At 38.9% G+C, this 25,622-nt stretch carries 20 protein-coding genes; 8 read left to right on the top strand and 12 right to left on the bottom strand.

Translation table 11 applies throughout. The features are described 5' to 3' along the window. Positions 1-57 precede the first annotated feature (57 nt). Positions 58-2,529, bottom strand: a complete 2,472-nt coding sequence (locus tag REI64_RS12215; protein ID WP_308850409.1) for a glycoside hydrolase family 31 protein — start codon at positions 2,527-2,529, stop codon at positions 58-60. A gap of 852 nt (positions 2,530-3,381) precedes the next feature. Between REI64_RS12215 and REI64_RS12210 the strand changes: the two genes are divergently transcribed. The 3 genes from REI64_RS12210 (at position 3,382) to REI64_RS12200 (ending at position 5,816) form a co-directional block, all read left to right on the top strand. Continuing rightward, positions 3,382-4,011, top strand: coding sequence for an ABC transporter ATP-binding protein (locus tag REI64_RS12210; RefSeq protein ID WP_308850408.1), 630 nt, complete (start codon positions 3,382-3,384; stop codon positions 4,009-4,011). After that, on the top strand, positions 4,008-5,228 hold the full coding sequence (locus REI64_RS12205) for an FtsX-like permease family protein (protein WP_308850407.1): 1,221 nt from the start codon (positions 4,008-4,010) through the stop codon (positions 5,226-5,228). Before REI64_RS12210 ends, REI64_RS12205 begins: the two co-directional genes overlap by 4 nt. A gap of 135 nt (positions 5,229-5,363) precedes the next feature. Then, the gene (locus REI64_RS12200; protein ID WP_308850406.1) at positions 5,364-5,816 is read left to right on the top strand and encodes a hypothetical protein; all 453 of its coding nucleotides are present in this window, start codon (positions 5,364-5,366) and stop codon (positions 5,814-5,816) included. A gap of 166 nt (positions 5,817-5,982) precedes the next feature. On the opposite strand, the gene REI64_RS12195 is transcribed toward REI64_RS12200, so the two are convergent. The 3 genes from REI64_RS12195 to REI64_RS12185 all read right to left on the bottom strand — a co-directional run bounded on the left by REI64_RS12195 (position 5,983) and on the right by REI64_RS12185 (position 9,420). Further along, complete coding sequence (locus REI64_RS12195; protein WP_308850405.1) at positions 5,983-6,489, bottom strand: FKBP-type peptidyl-prolyl cis-trans isomerase; 507 nt, start codon at positions 6,487-6,489, stop codon at positions 5,983-5,985. A gap of 301 nt (positions 6,490-6,790) precedes the next feature. Then, positions 6,791-7,372, bottom strand: a complete 582-nt coding sequence (locus tag REI64_RS12190) for a hypothetical protein (protein ID WP_308850404.1) — start codon at positions 7,370-7,372, stop codon at positions 6,791-6,793. 38 nt (positions 7,373-7,410) lie between these two features. After that, the gene (locus REI64_RS12185; protein ID WP_308850403.1) at positions 7,411-9,420 is read right to left on the bottom strand and encodes a thioredoxin domain-containing protein; all 2,010 of its coding nucleotides are present in this window, start codon (positions 9,418-9,420) and stop codon (positions 7,411-7,413) included. A gap of 155 nt (positions 9,421-9,575) precedes the next feature. On the opposite strand from REI64_RS12185, the gene REI64_RS12180 reads away from it, so the two are divergent. The 4 genes from REI64_RS12180 to REI64_RS12165 all read left to right on the top strand — a co-directional run bounded on the left by REI64_RS12180 (position 9,576) and on the right by REI64_RS12165 (position 13,524). Next, positions 9,576-10,550, top strand: coding sequence for a PDDEXK nuclease domain-containing protein (locus tag REI64_RS12180; protein ID WP_308850402.1), 975 nt, complete (start codon positions 9,576-9,578; stop codon positions 10,548-10,550). An 80-nt stretch (positions 10,551-10,630) separates the two neighbouring features. After that, positions 10,631-11,728 carry a dipeptide epimerase gene (locus REI64_RS12175; protein WP_308850401.1) on the top strand — a complete coding sequence of 366 codons (1,098 nt, stop codon included), beginning with the start codon at positions 10,631-10,633 and terminating at the stop codon, positions 11,726-11,728. A 324-nt stretch (positions 11,729-12,052) separates the two neighbouring features. Then, positions 12,053-12,658, top strand: a complete 606-nt coding sequence (locus tag REI64_RS12170) for a GIN domain-containing protein (RefSeq protein ID WP_308850400.1) — start codon at positions 12,053-12,055, stop codon at positions 12,656-12,658. 101 nt (positions 12,659-12,759) lie between these two features. Next, complete coding sequence (locus REI64_RS12165; protein ID WP_308850399.1) at positions 12,760-13,524, top strand: DeoR/GlpR family DNA-binding transcription regulator; 765 nt, start codon at positions 12,760-12,762, stop codon at positions 13,522-13,524. Positions 13,525-13,683: 159 nt separating this feature from the next. Here REI64_RS12165 and REI64_RS12160 read toward each other — a convergent pair whose 3' ends face one another. From REI64_RS12160 to REI64_RS12125, 8 genes are all read right to left on the bottom strand, one after another. Further along, positions 13,684-15,075: an FAD-dependent oxidoreductase gene (locus REI64_RS12160; protein WP_308850398.1), complete on the bottom strand. Its 1,392-nt coding sequence runs from the start codon at positions 15,073-15,075 to the stop codon at positions 13,684-13,686. Beyond that, a complete protein-coding gene (locus REI64_RS12155; RefSeq protein ID WP_308850397.1) occupies positions 15,068-16,342 on the bottom strand; it encodes an MFS transporter in 1,275 nt (424 codons plus the stop codon). The genes REI64_RS12160 and REI64_RS12155 overlap by 8 nt, the downstream gene beginning before the upstream one ends. 21 nt (positions 16,343-16,363) lie before the next feature. After that, complete coding sequence (locus tag REI64_RS12150) at positions 16,364-17,302, bottom strand: glycerophosphodiester phosphodiesterase family protein (protein ID WP_308850396.1); 939 nt, start codon at positions 17,300-17,302, stop codon at positions 16,364-16,366. Positions 17,303-17,436: 134 nt separating this feature from the next. Continuing rightward, the gene (locus REI64_RS12145; protein WP_308850395.1) at positions 17,437-18,036 is read right to left on the bottom strand and encodes a histidine phosphatase family protein; all 600 of its coding nucleotides are present in this window, start codon (positions 18,034-18,036) and stop codon (positions 17,437-17,439) included. Beyond that, entirely contained in the window at positions 18,029-19,498 is a 1,470-nt protein-coding gene (locus REI64_RS12140) for an FGGY-family carbohydrate kinase (protein ID WP_308850394.1), read from the bottom strand. The genes REI64_RS12145 and REI64_RS12140 overlap by 8 nt, the downstream gene beginning before the upstream one ends. Continuing rightward, entirely contained in the window at positions 19,498-20,937 is a 1,440-nt protein-coding gene (locus REI64_RS12135; RefSeq protein WP_308850393.1) for an FGGY family carbohydrate kinase, read from the bottom strand. Before REI64_RS12135 ends, REI64_RS12140 begins: the two co-directional genes overlap by 1 nt. Further along, complete coding sequence (locus tag REI64_RS12130) at positions 20,934-21,905, bottom strand: NAD(P)-dependent oxidoreductase (protein ID WP_308850392.1); 972 nt, start codon at positions 21,903-21,905, stop codon at positions 20,934-20,936. The genes REI64_RS12135 and REI64_RS12130 overlap by 4 nt, the downstream gene beginning before the upstream one ends. 14 nt (positions 21,906-21,919) lie before the next feature. Further along, positions 21,920-23,170, bottom strand: a complete 1,251-nt coding sequence (locus REI64_RS12125) for an MFS transporter (protein WP_308850391.1) — start codon at positions 23,168-23,170, stop codon at positions 21,920-21,922. 433 nt (positions 23,171-23,603) lie between these two features. On the opposite strand from REI64_RS12125, the gene REI64_RS12120 reads away from it, so the two are divergent. Next, positions 23,604-25,616: a calcineurin-like phosphoesterase family protein gene (locus REI64_RS12120; protein ID WP_308850390.1), complete on the top strand. Its 2,013-nt coding sequence runs from the start codon at positions 23,604-23,606 to the stop codon at positions 25,614-25,616. Positions 25,617-25,622 lie beyond the last annotated feature (6 nt).

Here is a 25,622-nt window from a genome sequence, read left to right as displayed (position 1 = left end):
GCAACCAAACTCAAAGATTTCTCCTCGTTCCTCGTCGAAATGACGGCAGAAGTTATTTTATCCCTTCAAAATACTAATTCTAGAGAAGTTTTTGTTCGATTTAAAACGTAAAATACCACGCTCGTTTACTACAAAATCCTTAACCTCTTTATCGTCAACATACACTTTACCTACATTAAATGGCAAAGCGATGATACGGAAATCATACAATTCGTAGGTTGGCGTAAACAAACCGTCGATGGTTTGTTGAATATTGAAACTATTGCCATCGCCTTTTACATTAAACTTCTTCTCCAAGTAAATATCCTGCTCGTAAGCAAAAGTATCGCCGTGGTCTTCGTACATAAACGAGTTCACTTCGTAATCAGAATAATAAACATTCAACCAAACTTCGTCGATATGTTTTTCTCCAACATACTGCATTACCGGATATTCTGGCATTACCGAACCTGCCCTTACGAACAAAGGCATTGTATCTAAAGGTGTATCAATTACATATTCGCTACCACCTTCCAACAATTCCAAAGTCCAATAGTTAAACCATTTTCCTTTTGGCAGATAAACACGTCTCGATGTAGCACCTTGCTCCAATACAGGACAAACCAAAATCTTATCACCAAAAGTAAACTCATCCTGACGGTAGTGGTTACCAATATTTTCCTGCTCCAACATCGCCAATGGGCGCAAAATTGGGAAACCATGACGGTGGTGCTCCCAGAACACCGAATATATGTACGGCATCAATTTATAACGCAGCTCAATAAACTTACGGTTAATCGCAGTAAATGGCTCGCCGAAGCTCCAAGGCTCACGCTCGCGAGTATCACCTGCAGAGTGGGCACGCATAAATGGAGAAAATACGCCTAACTGTATCCAACGAGTGAACAATTCGCCATCTGGCTCTCCGCTAAAACCACCGATATCAGTACCGCAGAAAGGCACTCCAGAAATCGACATACGTTGACACTGGATGTTAGCCAATTTCAAGTGCTCCCAAGTTGCCACGTTATCGCCAGTCCAAACTGAAGCATAACGCTGCATACCCGAATAACCTGCTCTAGTAATGGTAAACGGGCGTTTATTTCGTTGCAGTTTCTTCAAGCCTTCATAAGTAGAACGCACCATTTGCATACCATAAACGTTGTGCGCTTTACGGTGCGAACCACGGTAGCCATCGTAATTGTGGCGAACATCAGCAGGGAAAGTTCCCGCACCAAATACCGCTGGCTCGTTCATATCATTCCAAAATCCGGCAACGCCCATATCTACCAACTCCTTGTACAAACCGCCCCACCACTCTCTTACGGTTGGATTGGTAAAATCTGGAAACTGGCAACGGCCTGGCCAAACATGACCTTCCATAAAGTAATCATCGCTACGGCGGCAGAAATAATTATTGTCTTTTCCTTCCTTAAATACCCAGTAGTTTTCGTCCACTTTAATTCCCGGGTCAATCATTACCACAGTTTTCATCCCCACATCCGCCAACTCCTTAATCATTTTCTTAGGGTCTGGGAAATATTTTTTGTTCCATGTAAAGCAACGATAGCCGTCCATGTAATCAATATCTAAATAAATGGCGTCGCAAGGAATATTCTGCGACCTAAAACCATCCACAATTTCCCTAACTTTACTTTCTGGATAGTAGCTCCAACGACATTGGTGGTAACCTATAGCCCATTTTGGCGGCAATTGGTGCGTTCCCGTTAACGATTGGTAGCGTTTCACCACATCCATCATGTGTGGACCGTGAATATAATAGTACTGCAATTCGCCACCATCAGACCAAAAGCTGGTTTTCGTATTGTCTTGCATTCCAAAATCGAAGTACGATTTAAACGTGTTATCGAAGAAAATTCCATAAGCCTCACCCTGGTTAATACCCGTATAAAACGGAATAGTACGGTACAAAGGGTCTTGGTCCCAACCGTAAGAATAGGCGTCAGTATTCCAGTTTTGAAACTTTCTGCCTCTCAAATTCATATTGCCCGACTTATCGCCCAAGCCAAAGAAATTTTCCTCCGACTGACATTGTTTGGTTGCATAAACATAAAATCCACCGAACTCCGCATTTTCTTCCCAGTGCATTGGCGAAGCATCGCTGCTAGTAACAATACCCGAAGCATTGCAAATAAACGAAATCAGAAAATCAGCTTTGCTAACCTTGCAAGTAACCGTATTGGTCGAAATCAGATAGGCATCTGTAGTGTCTTCCAACTTAAAAGTAGTCACTTTTTGGTCTACCTGCTCTACAGCGTAAGAAAAATCGGCCAAGAAAGTACCATGCGGTGCCAAGCGAACCCTAATAATTTCATCGCTCACCACACGCACTTCTACGCTTGCACTACCGTCAGAAAAATAGAACTTGTTGCCCTCTTTTTTAACACTTTTTACCGACGTTAAGTACTCTTTTTCAATCGCTTTTATATCCGTCACCGGATTATTTAAATGCTGAACTACTTCTTCTTCAAACTGTTCCTTGTTATGTATTTCCGTAACCTCAAAATCTTTGTTCAGTTCGTCTCCCATATAATTTGTAATTTAAGCTTGCCTCAACAAAGCTCATTCTATTTATTTGTTTTGTTGATGGATATGTATTTAATAGATGTTTTAAGATACCGTAAATATATAATAATTACCTTTTAAGGCAAATAAAACGAGTGTTAAGTTTTCCAGATTAAAATATGCCTACAACCTAATTAAGCTTCAAAAACCACTTAACGTACAATTAACACTAAGACTGGGCAAAAGTTGTATTTAATTTAATTTTTAGAAAAGCAGTTGTTGTCTTGCTATTTTAGGATAGTCCCGCTTTCCGTTAAAATCTTTTTGTGTTCCGTCCTCCGTCATTTCGAACGCAGAGAGAAATCTCTCAGCTAGTACAGCTAGAAAACAGATTTCTCCTCGTTCCTCGTCAAAATGACACAACAAAAAGTATTTCCACTACAATCGGGTTTAACTAACAAAAAACTGTGCAACCAAGAGCCGAACAACCCCTCAAATGGTTTAATTAGAATATTCACTGTATGTTGTTCTCGATTTGCAATCTCGACTTTGTTAATTGCGGATTTAAAATCCGCAGATAGATAGTTCTGGATTGCAAATCTCGACTAGCCAACAAATGTCAACAACAACTGCTCTTCGGGATTTGCAATCCCGAAGAGCAGTTGTTGGATTTATAATCCAAATTTTTAGAACGGGGTAAAAATCCTATTATTAGAGTTCGACATTACAAATGTCGAACAGCAAAACCGAATAGCAAACCACTAATGTTGGCGTCCTCGCCAACGTTATTGAAAACTTCGCAGTAGCAAATACTTTACACATTCACAACCTTCTATTTAAGCGCTTATCTTATTTTTGTAGCTTACAGAAAAACGAATGATTTCAATTACATCTGTTTCACATCAATACAGCGCTGAGCAGGCCTTAAAATTTGCCGATTGGCAAGTGAACAACGGCGAGCAATGGCTACTGCTTGGCCAATCGGGCAGCGGAAAAACTACATTATTGCACATTTTAACTGGTTTGCTAAAACCTACTGCCGGGGAAATCAAAATCAACGACACCAATTTATATTCACTTTCATCTAAAAAACTGGACGAATTTAGAGGGCAGCACATTGGTATCGTGTTCCAAAAACCACATTTGATTAAAAGCCTCAATATTACTGAGAACTTAATTCTAGCACAAAGTTTTGCCGGTTTACCTACTGATAGAAATCGTATCCAAGAAGTATTGGCTTCCTTAGATATGGCGCACAAAAAAAATGCTTATCCACAAGAGTTAAGTCAGGGGCAGTTACAACGAGTGACCATAGCCCGAGCAGTTATCAACAAACCAACTTTGCTAATTGCAGATGAACCGACATCGAGCTTGGACGATAAAAATGCAGAAGCGGTATTGGCTTTACTGAAAGAGCAATCAGAATTAAATAAAGCTACTTTAGTGGTTGCTACCCACGACAAAAGAGTGAAAGATGCGTTTAACCTAACCTACAGCCTATCATGAGCCCATTTAAAATAAGCTGGAAAAACATTTGGTCTAAGCCATTAAATGCATCGTTAAATATCTTACTAATTGCTTCTGGAACTGCGATTTTAACAATTCTGCTACTAGCATCAACCCAAATAGAAGATAAATTAGAAAAGAACTCGAAAGATATTGACTTGGTAGTTGGTGCAAAAGGCAGTCCGCTGCAGTTAATTTTAAGCAGCATTTACTACATCGATTTCCCAACTGGAAATATCCCGATGAACGAAGCCAAGAAATTAATGAAAAGTCCGTTCGTAAAATGTGCTGTGCCTTTGGCTTTGGGCGATAATTATAACGGTGTACGCATCGTAGGTACAGATAGTAATTACATCAGCCTTTATGGCTTAACCACACAAAGCGGCAAGTTTTGGGATGCTGATTTAGAAGCAACTATTGGCGCAAACGTGGCAAAAGAACAAAACCTGAAAGTTGGCGATACTTTTTTTGGCGGTCACGGTTTAACCGAAATGAAGGACGAGCACAAAGACCATGCTTACAAAGTAGTGGGTATTTTGGCACCGCAGCAAAACGTAACCGATAATTTGATTTTAACGGCTATTGGCAGTGTTTGGAAAATGCATGGCGATGAAGGTCATACCGAAGAAGAACATCACGACCATGAACATGGAACTGAAGCAAATCACGATGAAGATAGAGAGTTTACTTCATTGCTCATTCAATATCGCTCGTCAATGGCAGTGGCTATGTTCCCAATGATGGTAAATCAAACGACTAATATGCAAGCGGCTAGTCCAGCGCAAGAAAGCACTCGTTTGTTTTCACTAATCGGTGTTGGGGTAGATACCTTGCAATGGTTTGCCGTACTGATTATGTTCATCGCAGCCATCAGCGTATTTGTAAATTTGTACAATTCTTTAAAAGAAAGAAGTTATGATTTAGCCATCATGCGAACTTTGGGTGCATCAAAAGGCAAACTTTTTTCGTTAATCATTTTAGAAGGTTTAATTTTGACGTTAATAGGCACGCTTATTGGTATTGCTTTAGGGCATGGCATTTTACATTTAATTGGGAACTATCAAGAAAGCAGTCAGGCGAAGATGAATGGCTTATTATTTATTAATGAAGAATTTTATTTATTGGCGGCAGGTTTATTGATAGGGATTGTTGCGGCAATTATTCCAGCAATACAGGCTTATCAATCGAATATTTCGAAGATATTGGCGAAGAATTAATATAAAAACACATAGGCACATAGAAAACCATTTCGTCATTGCGAGGCACGAAGCAATCTTACAACCCCTAATAGTTAACTACTCCCTTTAGGATTGCTTCGTGCCTCGCAATGACGAGAACATTAGAAAACACAGATGAAAAAACTAACCTTCATATTTTTATTATTCATTGGCTTTGGCATAAACAAAGCGCAAGCACAACACGACCCAAGTGACCAAATCCTTTCTGCAAACTGGGATATAATTGGCGATGTAGAATTTAAAATGGCAAAAGACGATAGCGAGATGTACGCCATCTTCAACAACGACATCAAAAAAAGAGCAGGCAAACCTTTTGAATTGGAAGGCTATATTGTACCAATTAAAGACGGCATGAAACAGACTAAATTTATGCTTTCTACCTTACCGATTAACCAATGTTTTTATTGCGGTAAAAATGGTGTGCCTATTATGGTTGAAGTTCAACTGAAAGAGCCTACAAAGTTCACTTATCAAACTATTAAAGTAAAAGGAACTTTGAAACTAAGTACGGCAAATGCTTTGGATGCATCACCAATTTCGCTGTTGAATGGTGTGGTGGTGAAGTAAGTTAATATACTCGTCATTTCGACGAGGAACGAGGAGAAATCTGTAAGTCAGAAGTATTAAACCTACAGATTTCTCTCTGCGTTCGAAATGACGACAAAACGAGTAACATAAAAAAGTCCCTAGGCGAAATGCCTAGGGACTTTTTTATTTATTAGTAAGCTAATTACTAGTGACCAGAATGTCCGTCAGCGCCATGAGCATGACCATGTGACAATTCATCAGCTGTTGCTTCTCTAACTGTTAAAATTTTACCAGCAAAGATTAAGTTTTTACCAGCCATTGGGTGGTTTAAATCTACTGAGATAATTTCTTCACCTACTGCAGTTACGCCAGCACGGAATTGGTTACCTTGGTTGTCTTGCAAAGGAATTACATCACCAACATTAGGCAATTCTGCACCACCTTCTTTAAACATACCTACTGGCAAATCTACGTGAGCTCCTGGGTCGATTTCTCCGTAACCATCAGCCGCTTCTAGCTCAAAAGCATACTCATCACCAACAGTTAATCCTGCTAAGTGCTCTTCAAATTTTGGCAACATCATACCCACACCGTATAAAAATACTAGCGGATTTTCTTCAGTAGCTTTCTCTACAAAAACTTTGTTTCCTTCTGGAGTTGTGGTATGTAGCTCGTAAGTAAGAGAAACTACCGTGTTAGATGTAATCTTCATTATTTTCTATTTTATTTTATTGATTGACGAGACTTTCACGCATCATCTTAATTTGTGTTAGCGCCGCCTCGAAATGCTGGGCAAAGATAACTTAATTATTATGCTAACAAAAAACAAGTGCTATTGTTGAAAGGATTATGAATTTAATGTGTTTATCGGCGTTCAGACTTACGAAGTTTTAAACGGCGAAACCCTCAAATCACATCAAAAAAACAATAGTACCTAAAGTTAAACTTCTGTGGGTTCAGACTTACGAAGTTTTTGAAACTTCGTAAGTCTCCTAGTTCATAAACCTCATAGCTTATTTAGACAAACTACGCTTCCCGCTTTTCATCATCTCAGTATACATTTCATCTAAAAAACTTTGCTGTTCTTTGTTATCCTTAAAATACCGTTGATAGAGCACACTGCAACTTTGTACATCAGCAATGTTATCTGGGTTGAAAGACCAATCATCTCTATCTTTGATAGCAATACCAAGGTTATCATCGCAGCTTTGCCACATTTCAGTAAACCTATTGTTTTGTTCTTTTGTAAGCTTACGGAAATCGGCAGTTACACTAAAACCACGCATTTCGGAGTTAAAAAACTGAACAATTGAAGTTATCGGAACACCGCCCCAATTTATGGTTGTTCCTACAGGAAGATTGATAGCAGTTAGCTTACTCTCGCTCAACATCTTATCTTGCTTTCCTTTTTTCCAAAAACTTTCTTCGTAAACCAAAGTTGTACCTGCTGGCACTGCTATTTTCTTAACAACCAAAGGTTTTGTTGTCACGAAATAAGGATAATCTGGTCGACTATTACCACCAGTTGGGTTCATATTGCCAACGCAACCCGTAAGTAAGGCAACAAGTAAAAGCGGAAGTTTAAAAAATTTCATAGGTTAGGTTTCGTAAAACCAGTACAAATAAAATGCCGTTATTTAATATGCGCCAACGCTTCTTCAACAGTGCCAACTGGCAACTGACAGGTTTTATTTCTACAAACATAAATCTTAGTTTCCTTACTTTGCTTATGCTGCAACAAAGGCAAAGTACTTTTTGTGCCCGCCAAAACAATTTTATTAGGAATATATTGTTGGTCTAGTTTCTTTTTAACCGCCTTAAAACCTGCACCAGCAATGGCAATTTCGTTAATACCATAAACTTCATTCAGTAGTTGAATACTCCAATTAGAATAAGCAGAACCATAAGCTTTAATTCTTGGCAACACTGCTTTTAGCATAGCTGATGCTCTTGTGATGTAAGTTTCATCGTCAAAAAACAAACCTAATTTCTGTAGATTTTGCGCTATTACCGAGTTAGAAGCCGGAATGACATTATCCATTACCTCGTGTTTGCGGGCAATCAAATTTTCGCCATTGTTTGAGGTGTAGAAAAACATCGAGTTACTTTCATCTGTAAAATTCTCTAGCACATACTCGTTGAGTTCCCTTGCTTCGTTTAGCCAAGCTTCATTAAAATCAGTTTCGTAAAGTGCAATCAAGGCTTCAATTAGGAAAGCATAATCATCTAAAAAACCGTTGATACTTGCTTTGCCGTTTTTATAATTACGATAGAGCGCACCATCTTCATCAATCAAATTATTTAAAATGAAGCTCGCTGCTTTTTTCGCTTTTTCATAATACGTATCATTCACCAAAACCTGCGAAGCATCTACCAAACCCTTAATCATTTGGGCGTTCCAAGCCGTCAAACATTTATCATCCAAACCTGGGCGTACTCTTTTGCTTCTAACCGTCAATAATTTTTCAGTTGCAGCCTCAATAATTCGAGCAAAATCATCATTACTTAAATTGTATTTCGCCATTAGTTTTTCATCGCTTTGCGTACGCCTCAAAACATTCGTATGCTCTTCTTCCCAGTTTCCATCTTCGGTTACATCAAAGTATTCGGCTAAAAACTCCTGATGTTCGTTTATCACTTCATAGAAATCAGCTTTGCTCCATACGTAAAATTTCCCTTCCACACCTTCACTATCCGCATCTAACGCCGAGTAAAATAAGCCATCGGGCGATTTCATTTCGCTATCCAGCCAAGCAATAGTTTGCTTAATTACCGCAGCATAAGGCTCAAATTTCAAACATTGATAAGCTTCTGCATACAAACTCACCAGTTGCGCATTGTCGTAAAGCATTTTTTCGAAATGTGGCACATGCCATTTATCGTCTACAGAATATCTAGCAAAGCCACCTCCAATTTGGTCGTAAATACCGCCACAAGCCATCCCTTCTAACGTGGTCATTACAGCCATCATTACAGCTTGGTCGTCTTTCAAATAAGCATATCTCAATAAAAACGACCAATTATTAGGCAATGGAAATTTTGGTGCTCGGTTGTAGCCACCTTCAATCGGGTCGAAATTATGTTTCCAAGGTTCTACAATTTCTATCAGTTGTTCTTCTTTAAATGCAATTTCTTCGTTACCGCCTTCAATCAGCTCAGCTTGTTGTAAACCTTCCGTTAGTCGCTCTGCGTATTTAATAGCTTTCTCAGGTTCTTTTTCCCACAAGTTTGCCAAGTTCAACAGGATATTAATCCAATCCGCTTTACGAAAATACGTGCCACCATAAATTGGACGTTGGTCTGGCAAACAAATCGCATTTAGCGGCCAACCACCATTCCCGTTCATCAGCTGTACTGCCAACATGTAAATCTGGTCAATATCTGGACGTTCCTCTCTATCTACCTTAATACATACAAAATGCTTGTTCATTACTTCGGCAACCTCATGACTTTCGAAACTTTCATGCTCCATTACGTGGCACCAATGGCAAGCCGAGTACCCAACACTTACAATAATCAACTTATTTTCATCCTTCGCTTTTTTTAAGGATGTTTCATTCCACTCGTACCACTCCACAGGATTGTAAGCATGTTGCAATAAATAAGGCGATGAGGCGTGGATTAGGCTGTTAGCTTCTTTCATAACGTAAAGGTATAAGGTTTAAGGTGGAAGGTATAAGATTTAGCAAATTTTACCTTGGTAAACATTATCAATTCTGCTAAGTAGTGCGCAAATTATCTAACTAACCTATTGGGATTAATTATTGTTTTTATACTTTTAAGCAAATATTTTGTTTTATGGAATTGGCCGAAAGCGTATTATTTAGTGCTATTAAAGAAATTATCATTCAATCTAGATTGAGGGTATTTCGCATGGCTAATTCTGCACTTTTGGAATCTTATTGGCATATAGGCAAACTTATTGTCGAGGATGAACAACAGGGAAAACATAGAGCAGATTACGGCAAGGCAACCTTAAAGACCTTATCCAAACATCTTACATTAGAATTTGGAAAGGGATTTGACGAGAGAAATCTAAATAACATGAGGGCTTTTTATAAGGCTTTTCCAATTTGGTACGCAGTGCGTACTGAATTGAGTTGGACACATTACAGGTTAATATCTAGGTTAGACAACGAAGAAAAAAAGACCTATTATATTAATGAAGCTGTTGCTAGTAACTGGAGTAGTAGAACACTTCAAAGGCAAATAGATACTTTATCCTTTGAAAGAACTTTACGAACCTCTAATTCAGAAGAGAACAACATCCAAAACCTCATTAAAGACCCGTACATTTTCGAGTTCTTAGGCTTAAACCCGGAAACTTCAAATACTGAGAGAAGCTTAGAAACTACCATTATAGACCACCTTCAAAAATTCTTACTTGAATTTGGGAAAGGATTTGCATTTGTAGCCAGACAACAACATATTGTTACCGATACTTCCGATTTCTTTATAGACCTTGTATTTTACAATTACATCTTAAAATGCTTTGTAATTATCGATTTAAAAACTGGAAGCCTTAATCATCAAGACATAGGGCAAATAGATATGTATGTTAGAATGTACGATGATTTGAAGAGAAGTGAAGGAGACAACCCAACAATTGGACTTTTACTCTGCTCGGAAAAAGACGAAACCATTGTAAAATATTCTGTATTAAATGATAAAAACAAACTTTTTGCCAGCAAATACTTATTATATCTACCAAAAGAAGAAGAACTGAAAAACATTATCGAACAAGATCGACTTAGATTTGAATTAGACAATTAAAAAAATAAACTAATTCCATCACCCGACTTGATACATTTTACGTCATTAAATAAAAGCGCAAATTTTACAGGCAAAACATCATGAAAATTACCCATACCGAAATTTACAGATTTAGTATTCCAATGGAGCCTTTTGTAATTGCTACTGGCACCATGCATTTTGCCCAAAATGTTTTGGTAAGGATTTTTACAGATGCCGGTATTCATGGTAGTGGCGAATGCTCTGCTTTTCCAATGATTGTGGGCGAAACGCAAGAAACCTGCTTGGCAATGGCCAAAGACTTTGCTGCAATTTTAAAAGGAAAAGATCCTTTGGATATCCCTGCTAGAATGAATGATTTGTTAGGCTACGCAGCACATAACCCAACTATTAAAAGTGCTTTTGATATGGCGCTGTTTGATATTGCTGCAAAAAATGCAAACCAACCATTATATCAGTTCTTAGGTGGACACAAACGCACCATAGAAACCGATATGACCTTAGGAATTGGCATACCAGAGCAAATGGCAGCAAAAGCTGTAGAGCATGTAAATAATGGCTGTAGAATTATCAAAATTAAACTAGGCAAAAAAGTTCATGAAGATATTGACCGCGTGGCTGCCATTAGAAAAGCCGTAGGCGATGAAATTACGCTACGTTTAGACGCTAACCAAGGTTGGAGCTTTGACGATGCACTTTTTGCTTTAACGGAACTTGAAAAATTCAACATCGAGTTTTGCGAACAGCCAATGCGCACCTGGTTTGATGATAAACTACCCGAGCTGAACGTAAACTCTCCTATCAAGTTAATGGCTGATGAAAGTTGCTACAACCATCACGATGCGAGAAAACTCATCAATTCGCAGGCAACTACTTTCTTGAATATCAAGTTTGCCAAATCTGGCGGAATTTTAGAAGCACAAAAAATACACGAAATCGCTTTGCAAAACGGCGTAAAATGTATGATTGGCAGCATGCTCGAAAGCCGCTTGGCTTTAACCGCCAACTTACATTTTGCCTTGGCTAGCCCTAATGTGATTTATTTTGATTTAGACACCTGCCTTTTAGGACATTTGGTTGACCCCGTTGTGGGCGGACTAACTTATGAAGGCTTTATGCTAGATGTTCCCGAAACTCCTGGTATTGGTGCAGAAGCAGATGAATTCTTTTTAGAAAAATGTGAAAGTTGGACGATTTAACGAAAGGATTGAATTAGCGAATGACTAAATGAGAGAATGATTGAATGCGCACTTCCATCCTTCCAACCTCAACATTCCAACTTTATAACATTTCAACCCTAAAACCCGACCATCTACGAAGGCCTTCGGAGTTTCGTCGATAAAAATCGACCGTTGGTCGATTATGTCTTATTTGCGTGCAACGTTTTCCCACTAAGTGCGTCTTATCTACAAAACACAAATCAATTATGAACCGCCCGTAATTAAATCATCATATAAAACTATAAGGGGATGATTTAATTATGACAAGGAACATTTGACCACTTAAAAACAAATCAAAAACAAATGAAACAAAGAAACTCTTCGCTATTCGCTATCGGGATTTTAGCTTTAGCCATCAGCACATCATCAGTTAATGCAAAAGATGCTGTTAACCCAATTGCAACTACCTATAAGTATAAACATGTTGAAGAGCAGAACACTCCAAAAAAATTAATTATCTCTGGGAATGTAGAAGTAACTTTAGTACAAGACCACGACAGCAAGAAACTTTACACTACAGAAGGAACTGCTAAAGCTAGAGTTTACACTACGGACGACGCTATTCACGTATCAACCAAGAAAAATTCGGAAACAGTAAAAATCACCTTGTATGTAGGCAACATTTACAGAATTGACGTAGCTGGCAATGCAGTTGTTAATACAAAAAACACTTTAAACGCTCAGCACCTACAAATCATTTTGCAAGACGATGCTAAAGCCGATATCAGCTCTAAGACAGAAAGCTTATTTACCAAACTAAGTAACGAGAGTGCTTTGAAGTTAAATGGTAGTACTCAGCTACACGCTATTTCTACTAATGAGTTGGCCACATTAAATACTAAAAACTTTAAGGCAGCGAAAACCGAAATCGAAAAAAGAAATTCTGCAGATTACGCAAAGGCTAAATAAAATTATTATACACACAAGTTTTAGCGCTATATCGGTTAGATATAGCGCTTTTTTTATGCAACAATAAATCTATATATTAGCAGCAAACTTATTGTTAGAAAATGAAGAGCATCACCGATAGGCACGAATACATCCTTAAAAAATTAAAAGAAGACGGCAAAGTAAGCATCATTGAGCTAATAGATTTAATGAAAGTTTCTGGTGTTACTATCAGAAAAGATTTAAAAATGCTAGAAGACAAAAACTTGCTGTTTAGAACTAGAGGTGGTGGTTCTATTAAAAATCCTTATGCAAGCGAACGTAGCATTTACGAAAAAGAATTGATCAATGCCGATGAAAAGCAACGCATTGCGAAAGCAGCCTTAAAGCTGATTAAAAATACAGATTCTATTACCATAGGATCGGGTTCTACAGTTTTTGAGATTGCTAGGTTTTTAAATCCGACAGAGCATATCACCGTAATTACACCTGCCTTAAAAGTTGGATTAGAATTAAGTAATCGAAACAACGTAGAAGTTTTGCAGTTAGGCGGAATGATTAGAGCTAATTCTTCTTCGGTAGCTGGAAATTTTGCAGAGAAAATATTGGAAGAAATTTCTTGCGGTATCCTTTTTTTAGGTGTTGATGGAATTGACCTCGATTTTGGTTTTTCTATCACCAATTTAGCAGAAGCCGCATTAGACCAAAAAATGATTGAAACGGCACAAACGGTGGTTATTGTAGCCGACAGTACCAAGTTCGACAAAAGAGGGTTGGGCAAAGTTTGTACTTTTGAGCAGGTATCTTATGTAATTACCGACGATAAAGTGCCAGAAATGGCAGTGCAACAATTAGAAGAAAAAGGAGTGAAAGTTATTGTAGCATAACCCTTACCCCTTTTTTCCGTCATTGCCTGCTTGACTGGCAATCGTAATGCAAGAAATAGGCTGGCTAATCGCATTAAGATTAGCTTCGCTGAGCACTTCGTGGTTCCCGTTTTCACAGCCTGCTCCGATATTATCGGAGGGAATGACGAGCGAGTTGAACTAAGCTTCTACTTCTTCATTTAAGTAAGCACCTTTTTCAAACAACTCGGCTCGCAACCTTTGTACATCTAATTGTGATGGCAGAACCCCATTTCTTATTGCTAATTTAGCAGCCCTTCCGGCAGCTTCGCCCATGGCCATGCAAGGAGCCATTACCCTAATTGCAGACATGGCCTCGTGCGTAGTAGAAATACATCTACCAGCTATGATTAAATTTTCTATTTTTTGCGGGATTAGTGTACGATACGGAATATCATAGCAATCGCCACACCAAGTAAGTGTACAGCCACCACCTTCGGGATGATGAATATCTAAAGGATAACTCGCCACGGCGACAGAATCTTCAAACCTACGACAGCTTAAAATATCATCTGCCGTCATTACATATTGCCCTACAATACGACGGGTTTCTCTGATGCCTAAAAAAGGAGCCATCTTTGTAAAATAAGAATCTCCGAACCCCGGCACAAACTCTTTCAAATAGCGCTGAATTTCTTCAACTTGCTTACGTCCTTCTATTTCTCCGTGTGTCAAACTATCTGGACTTGTGCCATCAACACCATTAATTCTCGACATATTCACCCATACTTCACCTTCACGCAAACCTGTAATTAATATGGTTCTCTCTACAGGTAAATGATAGCCAGCTTCACGAGCTTTTTGCATTACACTTCTTAAACCCACTACAATAAACTGGTTGTTTTGCCCAAAATATTCGGCAGGGATAAAATCTGTTAAATAAGTGCGAGGCTCTTCTGCAATAGACATTCTCAATTTTTCTGTGTCTACGCCACCCATACAAAACATCAAGGTTGGTGGTTGCGCCCCTCCTACTTCATTTCCTTGTTCGCAAGGCACACCAGCCTTAAAAGCAACATCGGCATCGCCAGTGCAATCTATAATGGTTTTGGCCAAAATTACTTCCCTACCAGATTTGCTTTCTATAATTACACCTTTTAGCTGGTTTTCTTCTTTAATTACACCCACGCAAAAAGCATATAATAATACATCAACACCGGCTTCAATGAGCATTTCTAAACCTACATTTTTTACAGCCTCTGGCTCTACCAAAGTTAAGCTCATGTGCAATGGACAAGGCCTGTGCTCACTTGCACCGTCAACTGCCCTTAATTTATCTATAAATTTTTGAGGGATACCTTTGATAATCTGATTGCCTTTCTGTCCTAAAAAACCGAGTATAGGCAAACCGATAGTCATATTGCCGCCTACAAAGCTTCGGTTTTCGATCAGCATTACTTTTAAACCATCTTCTGCCGCAGCTTGTGCTGCAATTAATCCGGCAGGGCCACCTCCTACCACCAAAACATCAACTTCTTTTTTTACCGCCAGTTCTTTAGCAGGTTCGATAATTATTTGCACTTTGCTACTCATTATGATTTAGTATTAATTGTTCGTCTATCCTATTTTTTGGTTTCTCTGGTTTAATCATTGTCCATAGAAGGATTACTCCTATTGGATGTAAAAAAGCCATTGCTATAAATATTTTTTCTGCGCCTAATGTACCCATGAGCTGTCCTACAACATAGTTGAACAATACCGCACCGCCTGCTCCAAAGCCACCAGCAATTCCTAAAACACTGGCCACATTTTTTGAGGGAAACGATTCGGCAACCACAACACTGATGGTGAAAAGCCAGCTCAAACAAGCAATAGCTACGAAACTAAAAATCAACACTGTTGAAAAAGCACTTGGTAAATAAGGGGTAAATGCACAAAGTGGAGATAAAATTGCAACTGCTGACAACATCATTTTCCGGGCTACCAAAGGCTTTTTACCTTTGCGCACCATACGATCTGACCATGCCGAAGTGGCAATAGCACCTAAATCGGCCACAAGGAAAGGTATCCAACCATAAAGACCCATTTCTTTTAAAGATAATCCAGATTGTTCCTGCAGATATCCAGGCAACCAAAACAAACAGAAATACCAAACTGGATCTGTCACAAAGCGGATGAGCAATACGCCCCACAAACTTTGTGTTTTCCATAATTGCGACCATTTAAAGCCTGCTGCTTCTGTTTCGGTTTTACTTTCGGTGCTTTCGGCCAAAATTCTGGCTGGCGGATCTTTGTAAATGGATATCCATAGCAGAGCGATGATTAAACCGATAATACCAGCTACGAAGAAAACTGTATGCCAATTGTATTTTAAAGCTAACCAAGCAACTAACGGTGGCGCAATTATAGCACCTATAGAACTACCAGCAATGCAAAGGCTATTGGCTGTTGCACGCAATTTCCCTGGAAACCAAATGGTGATGACACGCAATTGAGCAGGGAAATTTGTAGGCTCTGCTGCACCCAACATCCCTCTAAAAAAAGTAAACTGACCAACGGTTCGTGAGAAACCACCGCCAATACATGCTACCGACCAGCCAATGACACCCCAAAACATGGTTAACCTTGCCCCAAACCTATCTACCAGCCAACCAGTAACCGGATACATTAAAGCGTAACAAATTGTAAATATGTTGACGATTACCGCATAGCCGTCATCCTTAAGCTGAAATTCTTCTTTAAGCATTGGCTTAAGGATGGATACAATTTGCCTATCGAAATAATTGAAAACGATGGCGAAAAATATAACTGCTACAATTAGCCAGCGCCTACGTTCTGGAATTAAAAAAGGTTGGTTCATATTTGGTTTAGGTTAAAAAAACTAAAGTTTAGCTTTTCCTAGATATTTGTGTTGAGGTGTTTTACTCGGCACCAAATTTTTAATCGCTTCCGCAACTTCCACTGGCAAATCAGACTCTAAAATATCAGCACCACCTTTAAAAATCTCTACAAAAGCTTTTGCCCTCTCTTCTGCAGTTGGCAGTTTATCGTAAGTTGGTGCTGAAGATATCATTACCATCACTTTCTTTTCTTGCAATAATCTCATTAAATCTCTATTTTCTGGCGTGTACTCTGGTCCTATGTAGGCAATGATACTTTCCCAAGGAATGCCTGCTTTTACATATTCGTCGTAAGCTTTTTTAGTTTTAATATGCACCGAAAGCATCCAGTTTGGATTTTGCTCTAAATAGAATTTCGCTTGCTTTGCATTATGAACAGTTAGCATTACTGCTTCGTTATTGCACTCTTTTAAAATACGTGCTGTCATTTCCAAGGGCACATCTTTTTTATCCAAATTCATTACCGTTCTGCCTTTGCTCCACAAAATAGCTTCCTTTAGTGTAGGAATTTTAGCATCGGTAACATTTCCTTCTGGGTCTTTCAAACGCAGTTTCTGGATTTCGGCATAAGTATAATCAGATAGTTTACCGGTGCCATTAGTGGTTCTCTCCAAAGTTGCATCGTGCATTAAAACGGCAACACTGTCTTTAGTTAACCGTGGATCTATTTCAAAAAAGGAAGGCATATATTTTAGCGTGTTTGCGAAAGTTTCCATCGAATTTTCTGGGAAACCTTTGGTCATGCCACCGCGGTGTCCGCTAATTATCGGATAATTGGTTTCGCCATGTTTAAAAAAGGCTTTTAGTTCTTTTACATTTTTGAACTTTAGGACGTTGATTTCTGTCTGTTGGGCAAAACCAGCTAACGGGCACAGTAGGCCTATCCATATTGCTTGTTTTCTGAAAAAAGTCTTTATCATAATTATGCGTTTATACTGTTATGTTTAATATAGGTTAAGTAAACCATTAAAAATTTAAGAGCAATTAAGCGTGGTATATTTAACCTATCCATTAATATTTCTCAACTAAAATCTACCTTCTAATCTTTACCATTTTAACTTGTTGTATTCAATTTTTCTAACGTAAACTCTCCATTTTCATCTAGTTGAAAAAAGGTTAAAGAAGAATTGTGTTGTACTATTCGTCGGTAATTTTTAAGTGGCATACCCAATTTATGCGCCATAAATAATCTGTTGATACCATTATGTCCAACCACTAAAATGGTACCTTCCTTATACTTCTGTTGCATTTCAGCAAAAAAGCTACCTACTCGTTCTACCACCTGTGTCGCATTTTCGCCAGTGCCACCTGCTGCTGCATGAGCTGGATCTTCCGACCAATTGTTCCACAGCGTTGGATTTTCCGCTACAAATTCCTCCCTTCTTTTGCCCTCCCAAGTACCGAAATCTATCTCAATTAAACGTTGATCTGCAATTACCAAATTGTTACCAGATGCAATTTTTGCAGTTTCATTCGCTCTTTTCAACGGCGAAGAATATACAGCATCTAGCTTTCTCCCTTGCAATTGTAGCCTAACGGCCTGTGCCTGCGCAATTCCCTTATCCGTTAAAGGAATATCTGTCCTTCCACAATACCTATTTCCGTCTGCATTGTATTGCGTTTCGCCGTGTCTTAGTAAATACACACTAAGCATAAACCTCCTCTTCTGTAATAAATTTTCTATCTAGCAATTGCTGTAAAAACTGGTGGTAACCTTCTTGGTATTTTTTTGAAAGTTCTAGATCAGGCTTTACCTCTTTTTCTATAGTGGTAAGTTGTGCAACAGCATCAATAATACTATCAAAATGTGTCTTTGAAGCTGCCAATATTGCAGCACCTACACCACCAGAAACATATTTCATTTTTACTATCTTTTTGTTCAAAACCGAACTCCTTATCTTCAGCCACACATCACTATTACTTGCGCCACCTGCGGTATAAACTATTCCTACCTTTTCATCCGATAGTTCTTCCAAAAGTTCATAAGCGTAACGTTCTAAATAGGCAACCCCCTCCATAGCAGCGGCAAACTTTTCTTCCTTATTTAAATTATCCATACCAAAACCAACAGCTTGTGGCGACAACATAGGGAAACGCTCCCCTTGTTGCATTAAGGGATAAACTATCTTTCCAGTCGGAATTAACTGTTCGGCACTTTTATTTAATTGCGCCAAATCTTCGTTGGCAAATTGCGCACTTACCCAATCTGCGCCGGTATTACTTGCTCCACCCGGCATCCACAAACCATCTACGGCGTGTCTATGACTGTAAATTCTCCCCTTAACATCAACAATTTGTTTTTGCGTAACACCTTTAATTACCAAAGTTGTACCTATAGTGGTATTCCAATCGCCGGGTTTAATAGCGCCTGCTGCAATTTGCGAAGCACAGCCATCAGTAATGCCAACAGTAACCAAAGTATCTATATTTAAGCCAAGCAGATCTGCCTGTAGGTGATCTAAATTACCGATTACGGTTCCCAAGGGCTCTACTTTCGGCAGCCAAGCTTCATTAATACCAATCTCGGTAGAAATATAACTCGGCCATTTTAATTCGTTTACATCATAGCCCGATTTAAATGCATTTGTATAATCGGTAATTCCCCAGTTTCCACTCAATTTTCCAGTAATGTAATCAGCAGCGTGTATCCATTTAGCTATTTTTTTTGCCTTATCTGGATAGCTTTGAATAAACCATAACATTTTGGCCAGTCCGCTAGATGAATTGAAGGTATTAAAGCTATCGTTATAATACCTACTTGCTGCTAAAGTACATATCTTGCTTACTTCTTCAGAACGTTTATCACTGTACATCAAAGCATTGTGCAATGGTTTGTTTTCCGCATCTAGCGGGATAACCGTTCCAGAAGTAGAAGTTACCCCAATTGCTTTGATATTTTCCAAATCTATCTTTCCCCTCACAGTTACCACCATTCGTTGTAAAAGTTCACTACAGCAATTCCACCATTCTTCAGGAGATTGCTCTTGTCTCGATTGCTCGTTAAGCTGAAACACCCATCCATCATCAAAAAGCAAAGCCCCTTCTAAATTGAGCAACACTACCCTTACGCCTTGTGTCCCTACATCAATACCTACAAAATATGCCTCTTTGCCCATTAAATCAGTATCTCCTTAAATGCTTTTCTTGCTTTCTTCCAAGCTTCGTAGTTCTCTTTATCCTTTTCCGTAAACACGGGATGAGTTTCATCAATAATTACCCTTGCTATTGGCGTTTTACCCAATGCTTTATTACAAATTAGTGCTCCCCCAATAGCAGAAGATTGTCTGTAGGTATCACAAATCAGCACTTTTTTACCTATCAAGTTGGCTATCAGCTGTCGCAACTTTTTACTTTGAACACCCCCACCACAGGCCAATACATAATCCTTTTCATGCTTTGCCACTTCATTTAGGCAGTCGTAATTCTCTTTGATACTGCAAGCGATATCCCACAAAGTGGCAAAAACAAAATCGGCACGTTTTAAAGTATGTGAAACAGGGGCATCGAAGATAAAACCACCTTTTAATATGGGAGATTTTTCGGAAGCTACCAGCGAACCCAAAGAAGCTACACATTGCGAACCATCTACTTGGCTCAGTTCCTCCTCCATCAGTTCGTAGCTCTCGTTCGGATAGAAAACCTCTTTTAAGCGTTGATAATTCAACCCTGTAACCCCCGCATTGGTTTCTACCATAAACATATTGGGTTCGGTGTGCCTTCCTGTCCAAGTACGTTGCTGATGGTCTGTTTCGTAGTTCTCACTTATTTTAATGATGGGCGTTGTAGTACCTGAAACAATAATGACATCATTTGGTAGAGGCTGCGTACTTTTAGCAGCCAATTGCGTATCGGCCCCGCCTACAACTACAACTGCACTGCTGTTGATACCAAACTCACTAGCTACATTTTCTTGTATTGCGCCTAAAATAGTTCCTGACATCACTAAAGGAGGAAGAACAGCCAAATCAATCCCAAAAACTTGGGATAAATAAGTTGACCATTCTTGCTTTTGCACTTCGTAAAGTAAGGTTTCTGAAGCATGCGAATGTTCGAAATGAGGAACTCCACTAAATGCGTACTCTACCCAATCGCTAATGCTAAGCACCAAAGAGGCTTCTTTAGCAATTTCTGATTTTCGTTGTTGAACACCTACAATTTTTAAGGCCGAAAACAAGGAAGTAGGATATCTGCCAGTCAATTGATAAATCTTATCCTTATCTGTCATGATACCTTCCCATTCTCTACCTCGATGATCTATGTTTGGCAAGCCTATTAATCCTATACCATGTTTATCTACCAAAACAATACCTTCTCTTTGGCTCGTAGCCGTTACCGCAATGATTTTACATTCTACATTAGAAAAAATTTCTGCACTCATGGACTTGATTTGTTGCCATAGAAAAGCAGGATCGAAATAGAGTGCATCGGGATAAAGACTGTCCTTATGATATTGGATATCTTGTGTTTGGATACCAAGCACTTCGCCGTTAATAGCTATTACCGCCACACGGGCATTGCCAGTACCAATATCCACTACTAAATAGGCTTCTTTCATACCTCAGATTTTAATGGTTGCATTTCTTGTTTCCAAGTTAGCAGTTGTTTATTTAATATCTCTACATGATGGTCTTCCACTTCGAAGGTAGCGCCAGCTGTATGTGGGGTAGCCAACACATTTGGTGCATTAATCAACTGATAATCCAATTCATCTGGTGGTTCATGGTCAAACACATCTAAGATAGCTCCTTTAATTTTTTGGTTCAACACTACGTCAATCAAAGCGTTTCTATCTACTACACTTGCCCTTGCAGTATTTACAAATATGGCATCGCTACGCATCGAGTTTAACAAATTGGCATTTATCATCCCAATGGTGTTTGTATTAACAGGTAAATGGACCGATACGATATCACAATCGTTAAAAATAGCTTCCAAACTTACTTTTTGATAATCTGCATTATGATTTTCGACAAAAGGATCATAGAATTTAATGGGACAAGGAAATGGTTTCAACATTTCTGCAATACGTACTCCAACCGCACCAAAACCTACCATGCCAACAGTTTTATTGGCCAATTCATTGCCTTTAAACTGTAGATATGAAGTATGCGCTCCCTCTCCCCAATTTTTGCTCTTTAACCAATCTACACTAGGGATTACCTTACGCATAAAACAGATCAGGTTGGCTATCCACAGCTCTGCCACAGCCTGGGCATTACGTGCCGGCGTATGAAATACTGGAATGCTAAACTTTTCTGCAGTAGCTACTGATACATTTGAAGGCGTGCCCCTACATACGCCAATAAATCGCAAATGATTATTTACAGCAATCACATTTTCTGTAACGTGGTCGTGTTCGGTAATCAAAGCATCTGCCTGCGAACTAGCCAATAGGGTAATTAGCTCTTGCTCGTTGTAGGCTCTACTGTTCTTTTTCCATGGTTCGTAAATTACCTCTCCAATGTTATCTGCTATAAATTTTCTACCACTTTCATTGTAAGGTGCAGTAATTAATACTCTCATATATTTATATCAATCTATTCTACTATTAAATGTTCTTTTATATTTTTTTGTACAGGTAATTTTATAAAATGTGTTAAAACAGCACTTAAAAGATACAATACAGCAAGCAGCCAAGCCATTCCTTCTGGCTTTATCTGCCCAACGAACAAACCTACCAAAGCCGGACCAACAAAAACCGATAAGCCTGCACCTAGATTTAAAACTGCCATGGCGGCTCCCTTATCTTTATTTACTAACGATGGCACTAAGGCCGATAGCGGCACATAACCCGCCAACAAAGCTCCCCATAGCACACCGCAAATCATTACCATCCAATAACTACCTTCAAATATTTGGGGCGAGTAGTAGAATAGCAATGTTGTTAAAGCGCATCCTACCCCGCCAAACCACTTAATGGTAGTTCGCCAGCCCAAACCATCTCCAACAAAGCCAAAAATTAGGTTAAAGGCAATGTTTGCGATGAAAATTGTGCCCCAAATTTGTAACCACTCTACTGTAGATAAGCCGTGTGCAGCCATGTAAGTAGGCAAAAATACTGGGAATGCAAATTGTGCAGTCGTATTGATTATCCTCACAATTCCGCCCAGCACTACTTTAGGTTCTTCTTTCATTATAGCCAAACCTTTAATCAGTTCTTCTTTTTTATTGGCATTGTTTGCAATGCCCAGTTTATCTTTATTTAGCACCAAGGCCAGCAATGTACCCACTAGCACCCAAAATATCGAACTCCACAACGTGTTGAAATAACCTAAACTACCAATAGCCCAAGAAGCATAATAGGCCCCAAATACATTTAATCCGCCAGTAAAAACAAACCAGAACCAACCCACTGCCGCACCTAATCGTTCTTTCGGGCTACGATAAGTTATCCAAACCAAAAATGAATAGGCAAAAAGCGGATATCCAAATCCCCTTATTGCATAGGTAAAAATCATTGACCAAAGATTTAGCTGGGGCAAAGCGAAACCAACAAAACCTATCGTACCTATAATATATAGCAAAACCCCTAGTAACATAGTTTTTCGCGGCCCGTAACTCTCTGTTAGCACTCCCGAAAACCAAGATGAAATGGCAATGGTAATACCATAAGCCGTAAACAATGCCGCAGACTGCTCTACGGACATACCATTTTCCAATAAGTAAGGACTTAGCCAACCTTGCTCTACACCATCGCCCATCATAAATATCAAGACACCTAGGTATCCCCAAGCGAGATGACGAGGTATTCCCAACTTCTCAAAAAGACCATTAGATGAATTGCTCATGATCGGTTCATTTGGTTTGATTTGTATTTCTAATTCAAATAAAAGAAAAAATTTAACAAAATAAAAGATAATTTAATAAAATTTAATTTTAAAATAAGTTTTTAGAAAACAAAAAATATTAAAACAAAAGCAATTGTAAGACAAGAATGTATTTCGAACAAATTTAAGTTGTGTGTAGATATTCAATTTACTGCTCTTTCCTAACCAAAAACAATTCGAGTGCAGACACGATGTTCGAAACAGCAGTGCACAAGTTTATTAAAACAATATCAAATCATTGTTTCGATATCATTAAATAACAAACTATTAAAACAAATCAAAATTAAATTAACGTTAAAACGAAACAAAAAGAAGTTTTTTCAACAGAAAAGACTTTTTATTTATTACTTTAGCTTAAACACTCTTAATCTTAAACCAAAACCAAAAGACCAAAATGAACAAAAGGAAAGAAAAGCGCAGTAGAAAAACTATTACGAGGCGAGACTTTATTGTTACAACTACTGTAGCTGGCTTAAGCCTCACCGTTTTTGGATGTAAAAAATCGGAACCAGCTGCCCCTACACCAACCCCACCACCAACAGGAGGAAACAAACTGGCGATTACAAATGTCAATATACCAAACAAGCTAAATTTCGCGATAGGAAAAGACCATACCTTTCAAGGAGAAGGTTTTGCTGTTGGCGACAAGCTTATTTTTGTTTCGCAGACAGATGCTACCAAAAGCTTTACTGTAGAAATCAAATCGGTTACTACTAATAGCTGCACCTTTACGGTACCAACTGGTTTTTTAGCCGCCAGTTTCCGCATTAGCATTACACGAGGCAACGAAAGCGCAACTTTAGGATCAAGCACTATAGAAATTGCTTTTCAAAATATAGCTGATGTTGCCGGAATGACGGTGAAAGGAAGTGTTTTTGCAGGTGGAGTTGGCTTGGCAAATGTAATTGTGTCTGACGGCGTGGAAGTAACCAAAACAGATCAAAACGGCATTTACTATTTAAAATCTGCAAAAAACAAAGATTTCGTTTTTGTATCGATACCTGGAGGTTACGAAGTAGAAAACAGTAATGGTATACTTCCAGCTTTTTACAAAGGCTTTACAACAAATGCAAACACGGTAGAAAATATAGATTTTGAGCTTAAAGCCGTAAACAACGACAAGCATGTAATGTTGGCTCTAGGCGATATGCACCTTGCTAATAGAAACAACGATGTTACTCAATTTCAAAATGGTTTTTTAACCGACGCAGCAAAAACAATCACCAAATATAAAAATGAAGGCTATAAAGTTTATGGACTAACCCTTGGCGACATGACCTGGGAAACCTATTGGTATGACAACAACTACAGTTTTAGCCAGTACTTAGCTTTAATGAAAAGTATCAATATCCCGGTTTTTCATACGATGGGCAACCACGACAACGACCCATACATTAATGCCGATTGGCAGGCCGAAACCGCCTACAGAGCAAGTTTAGGACCAACATACTACTCATTTAATGTTGGAAAAGTTCACTATATAGTGCTAGACAATGTGCAATATATTAATACCAATGGCGCACAAGGAGTTGCCGGAACTAAAAATTACAACGGTGTAATTGTAGCAGATCAAATTGCTTGGCTTAAGAAAGATTTGGCAATGATTACCGATAAATCTACGCCTATTGTCATTGGAATGCATATTCAGCTGAACAATGCACCGACCTTAAGCGGACAGAATGAAACAGCTACTTTACGCCTAAACAATTCTACAGAGTTCATCAGTACACTAGCCGGCTTTACAGATGTGAATGTAATTACCGGACATACGCACGTTTGCTACGCTTACGAAAACAACGCTAATATTATGGAACACAATTCGGGTGCTATTTGCGCAACTTGGTGGTGGACCGGTAGAAGCGGCTACGCCAACAACCACACCTGCAAAGACGGCGCCCCTGGCGGATATGCGATCTGGAAATTCAATAACAAAAACTACGACTGGAAATATAAATCTATTGGATTTGAAGAAAACTATCAGTTTAGAGCTTACGACCTGAACAAAGTACATATTACCGCAGCAAAATATGCTCCTAGCAGTACCGATGCCCTGCTGAACCCTTACAAAGGCCCTTATGCAAACGCTAACAATAACAACGAGATTTTGGTAAACGTTTGGGGCTTTGACAAACAATGGAAAGTGGAGATTTTAGAAAATGGAACACCACTTGCAGTAACTCGGGTTAGCACATTAGACCCTCTGCACATCATTTCTTACGAAGCCTTAAGATTGAATGTGGGACAAACACCAACGGCAGATTTCGTAACAGCCAACTCGGCACATTTCTTTAAAGCAAAAGCAAACGGAGCAACCACACCTATCGAGATTAGGGTTACAGATAGGTTTGGTAATGTTTACAGCGAAACCATGAACCGACCAAAAGATTTAGTGGTGTCGATGAAGTAAAAGACA

Origin of the sequence: Pedobacter sp., from assembly GCF_031119335.1 — a bacterium.
Classification (GTDB): Bacteria; Bacteroidota; Bacteroidia; order Sphingobacteriales; family Sphingobacteriaceae; genus Pedobacter.
The sequence above is the reverse complement of the archived record's forward strand: the minus strand, read 5'-3'. Positions and strand labels throughout refer to the sequence as shown.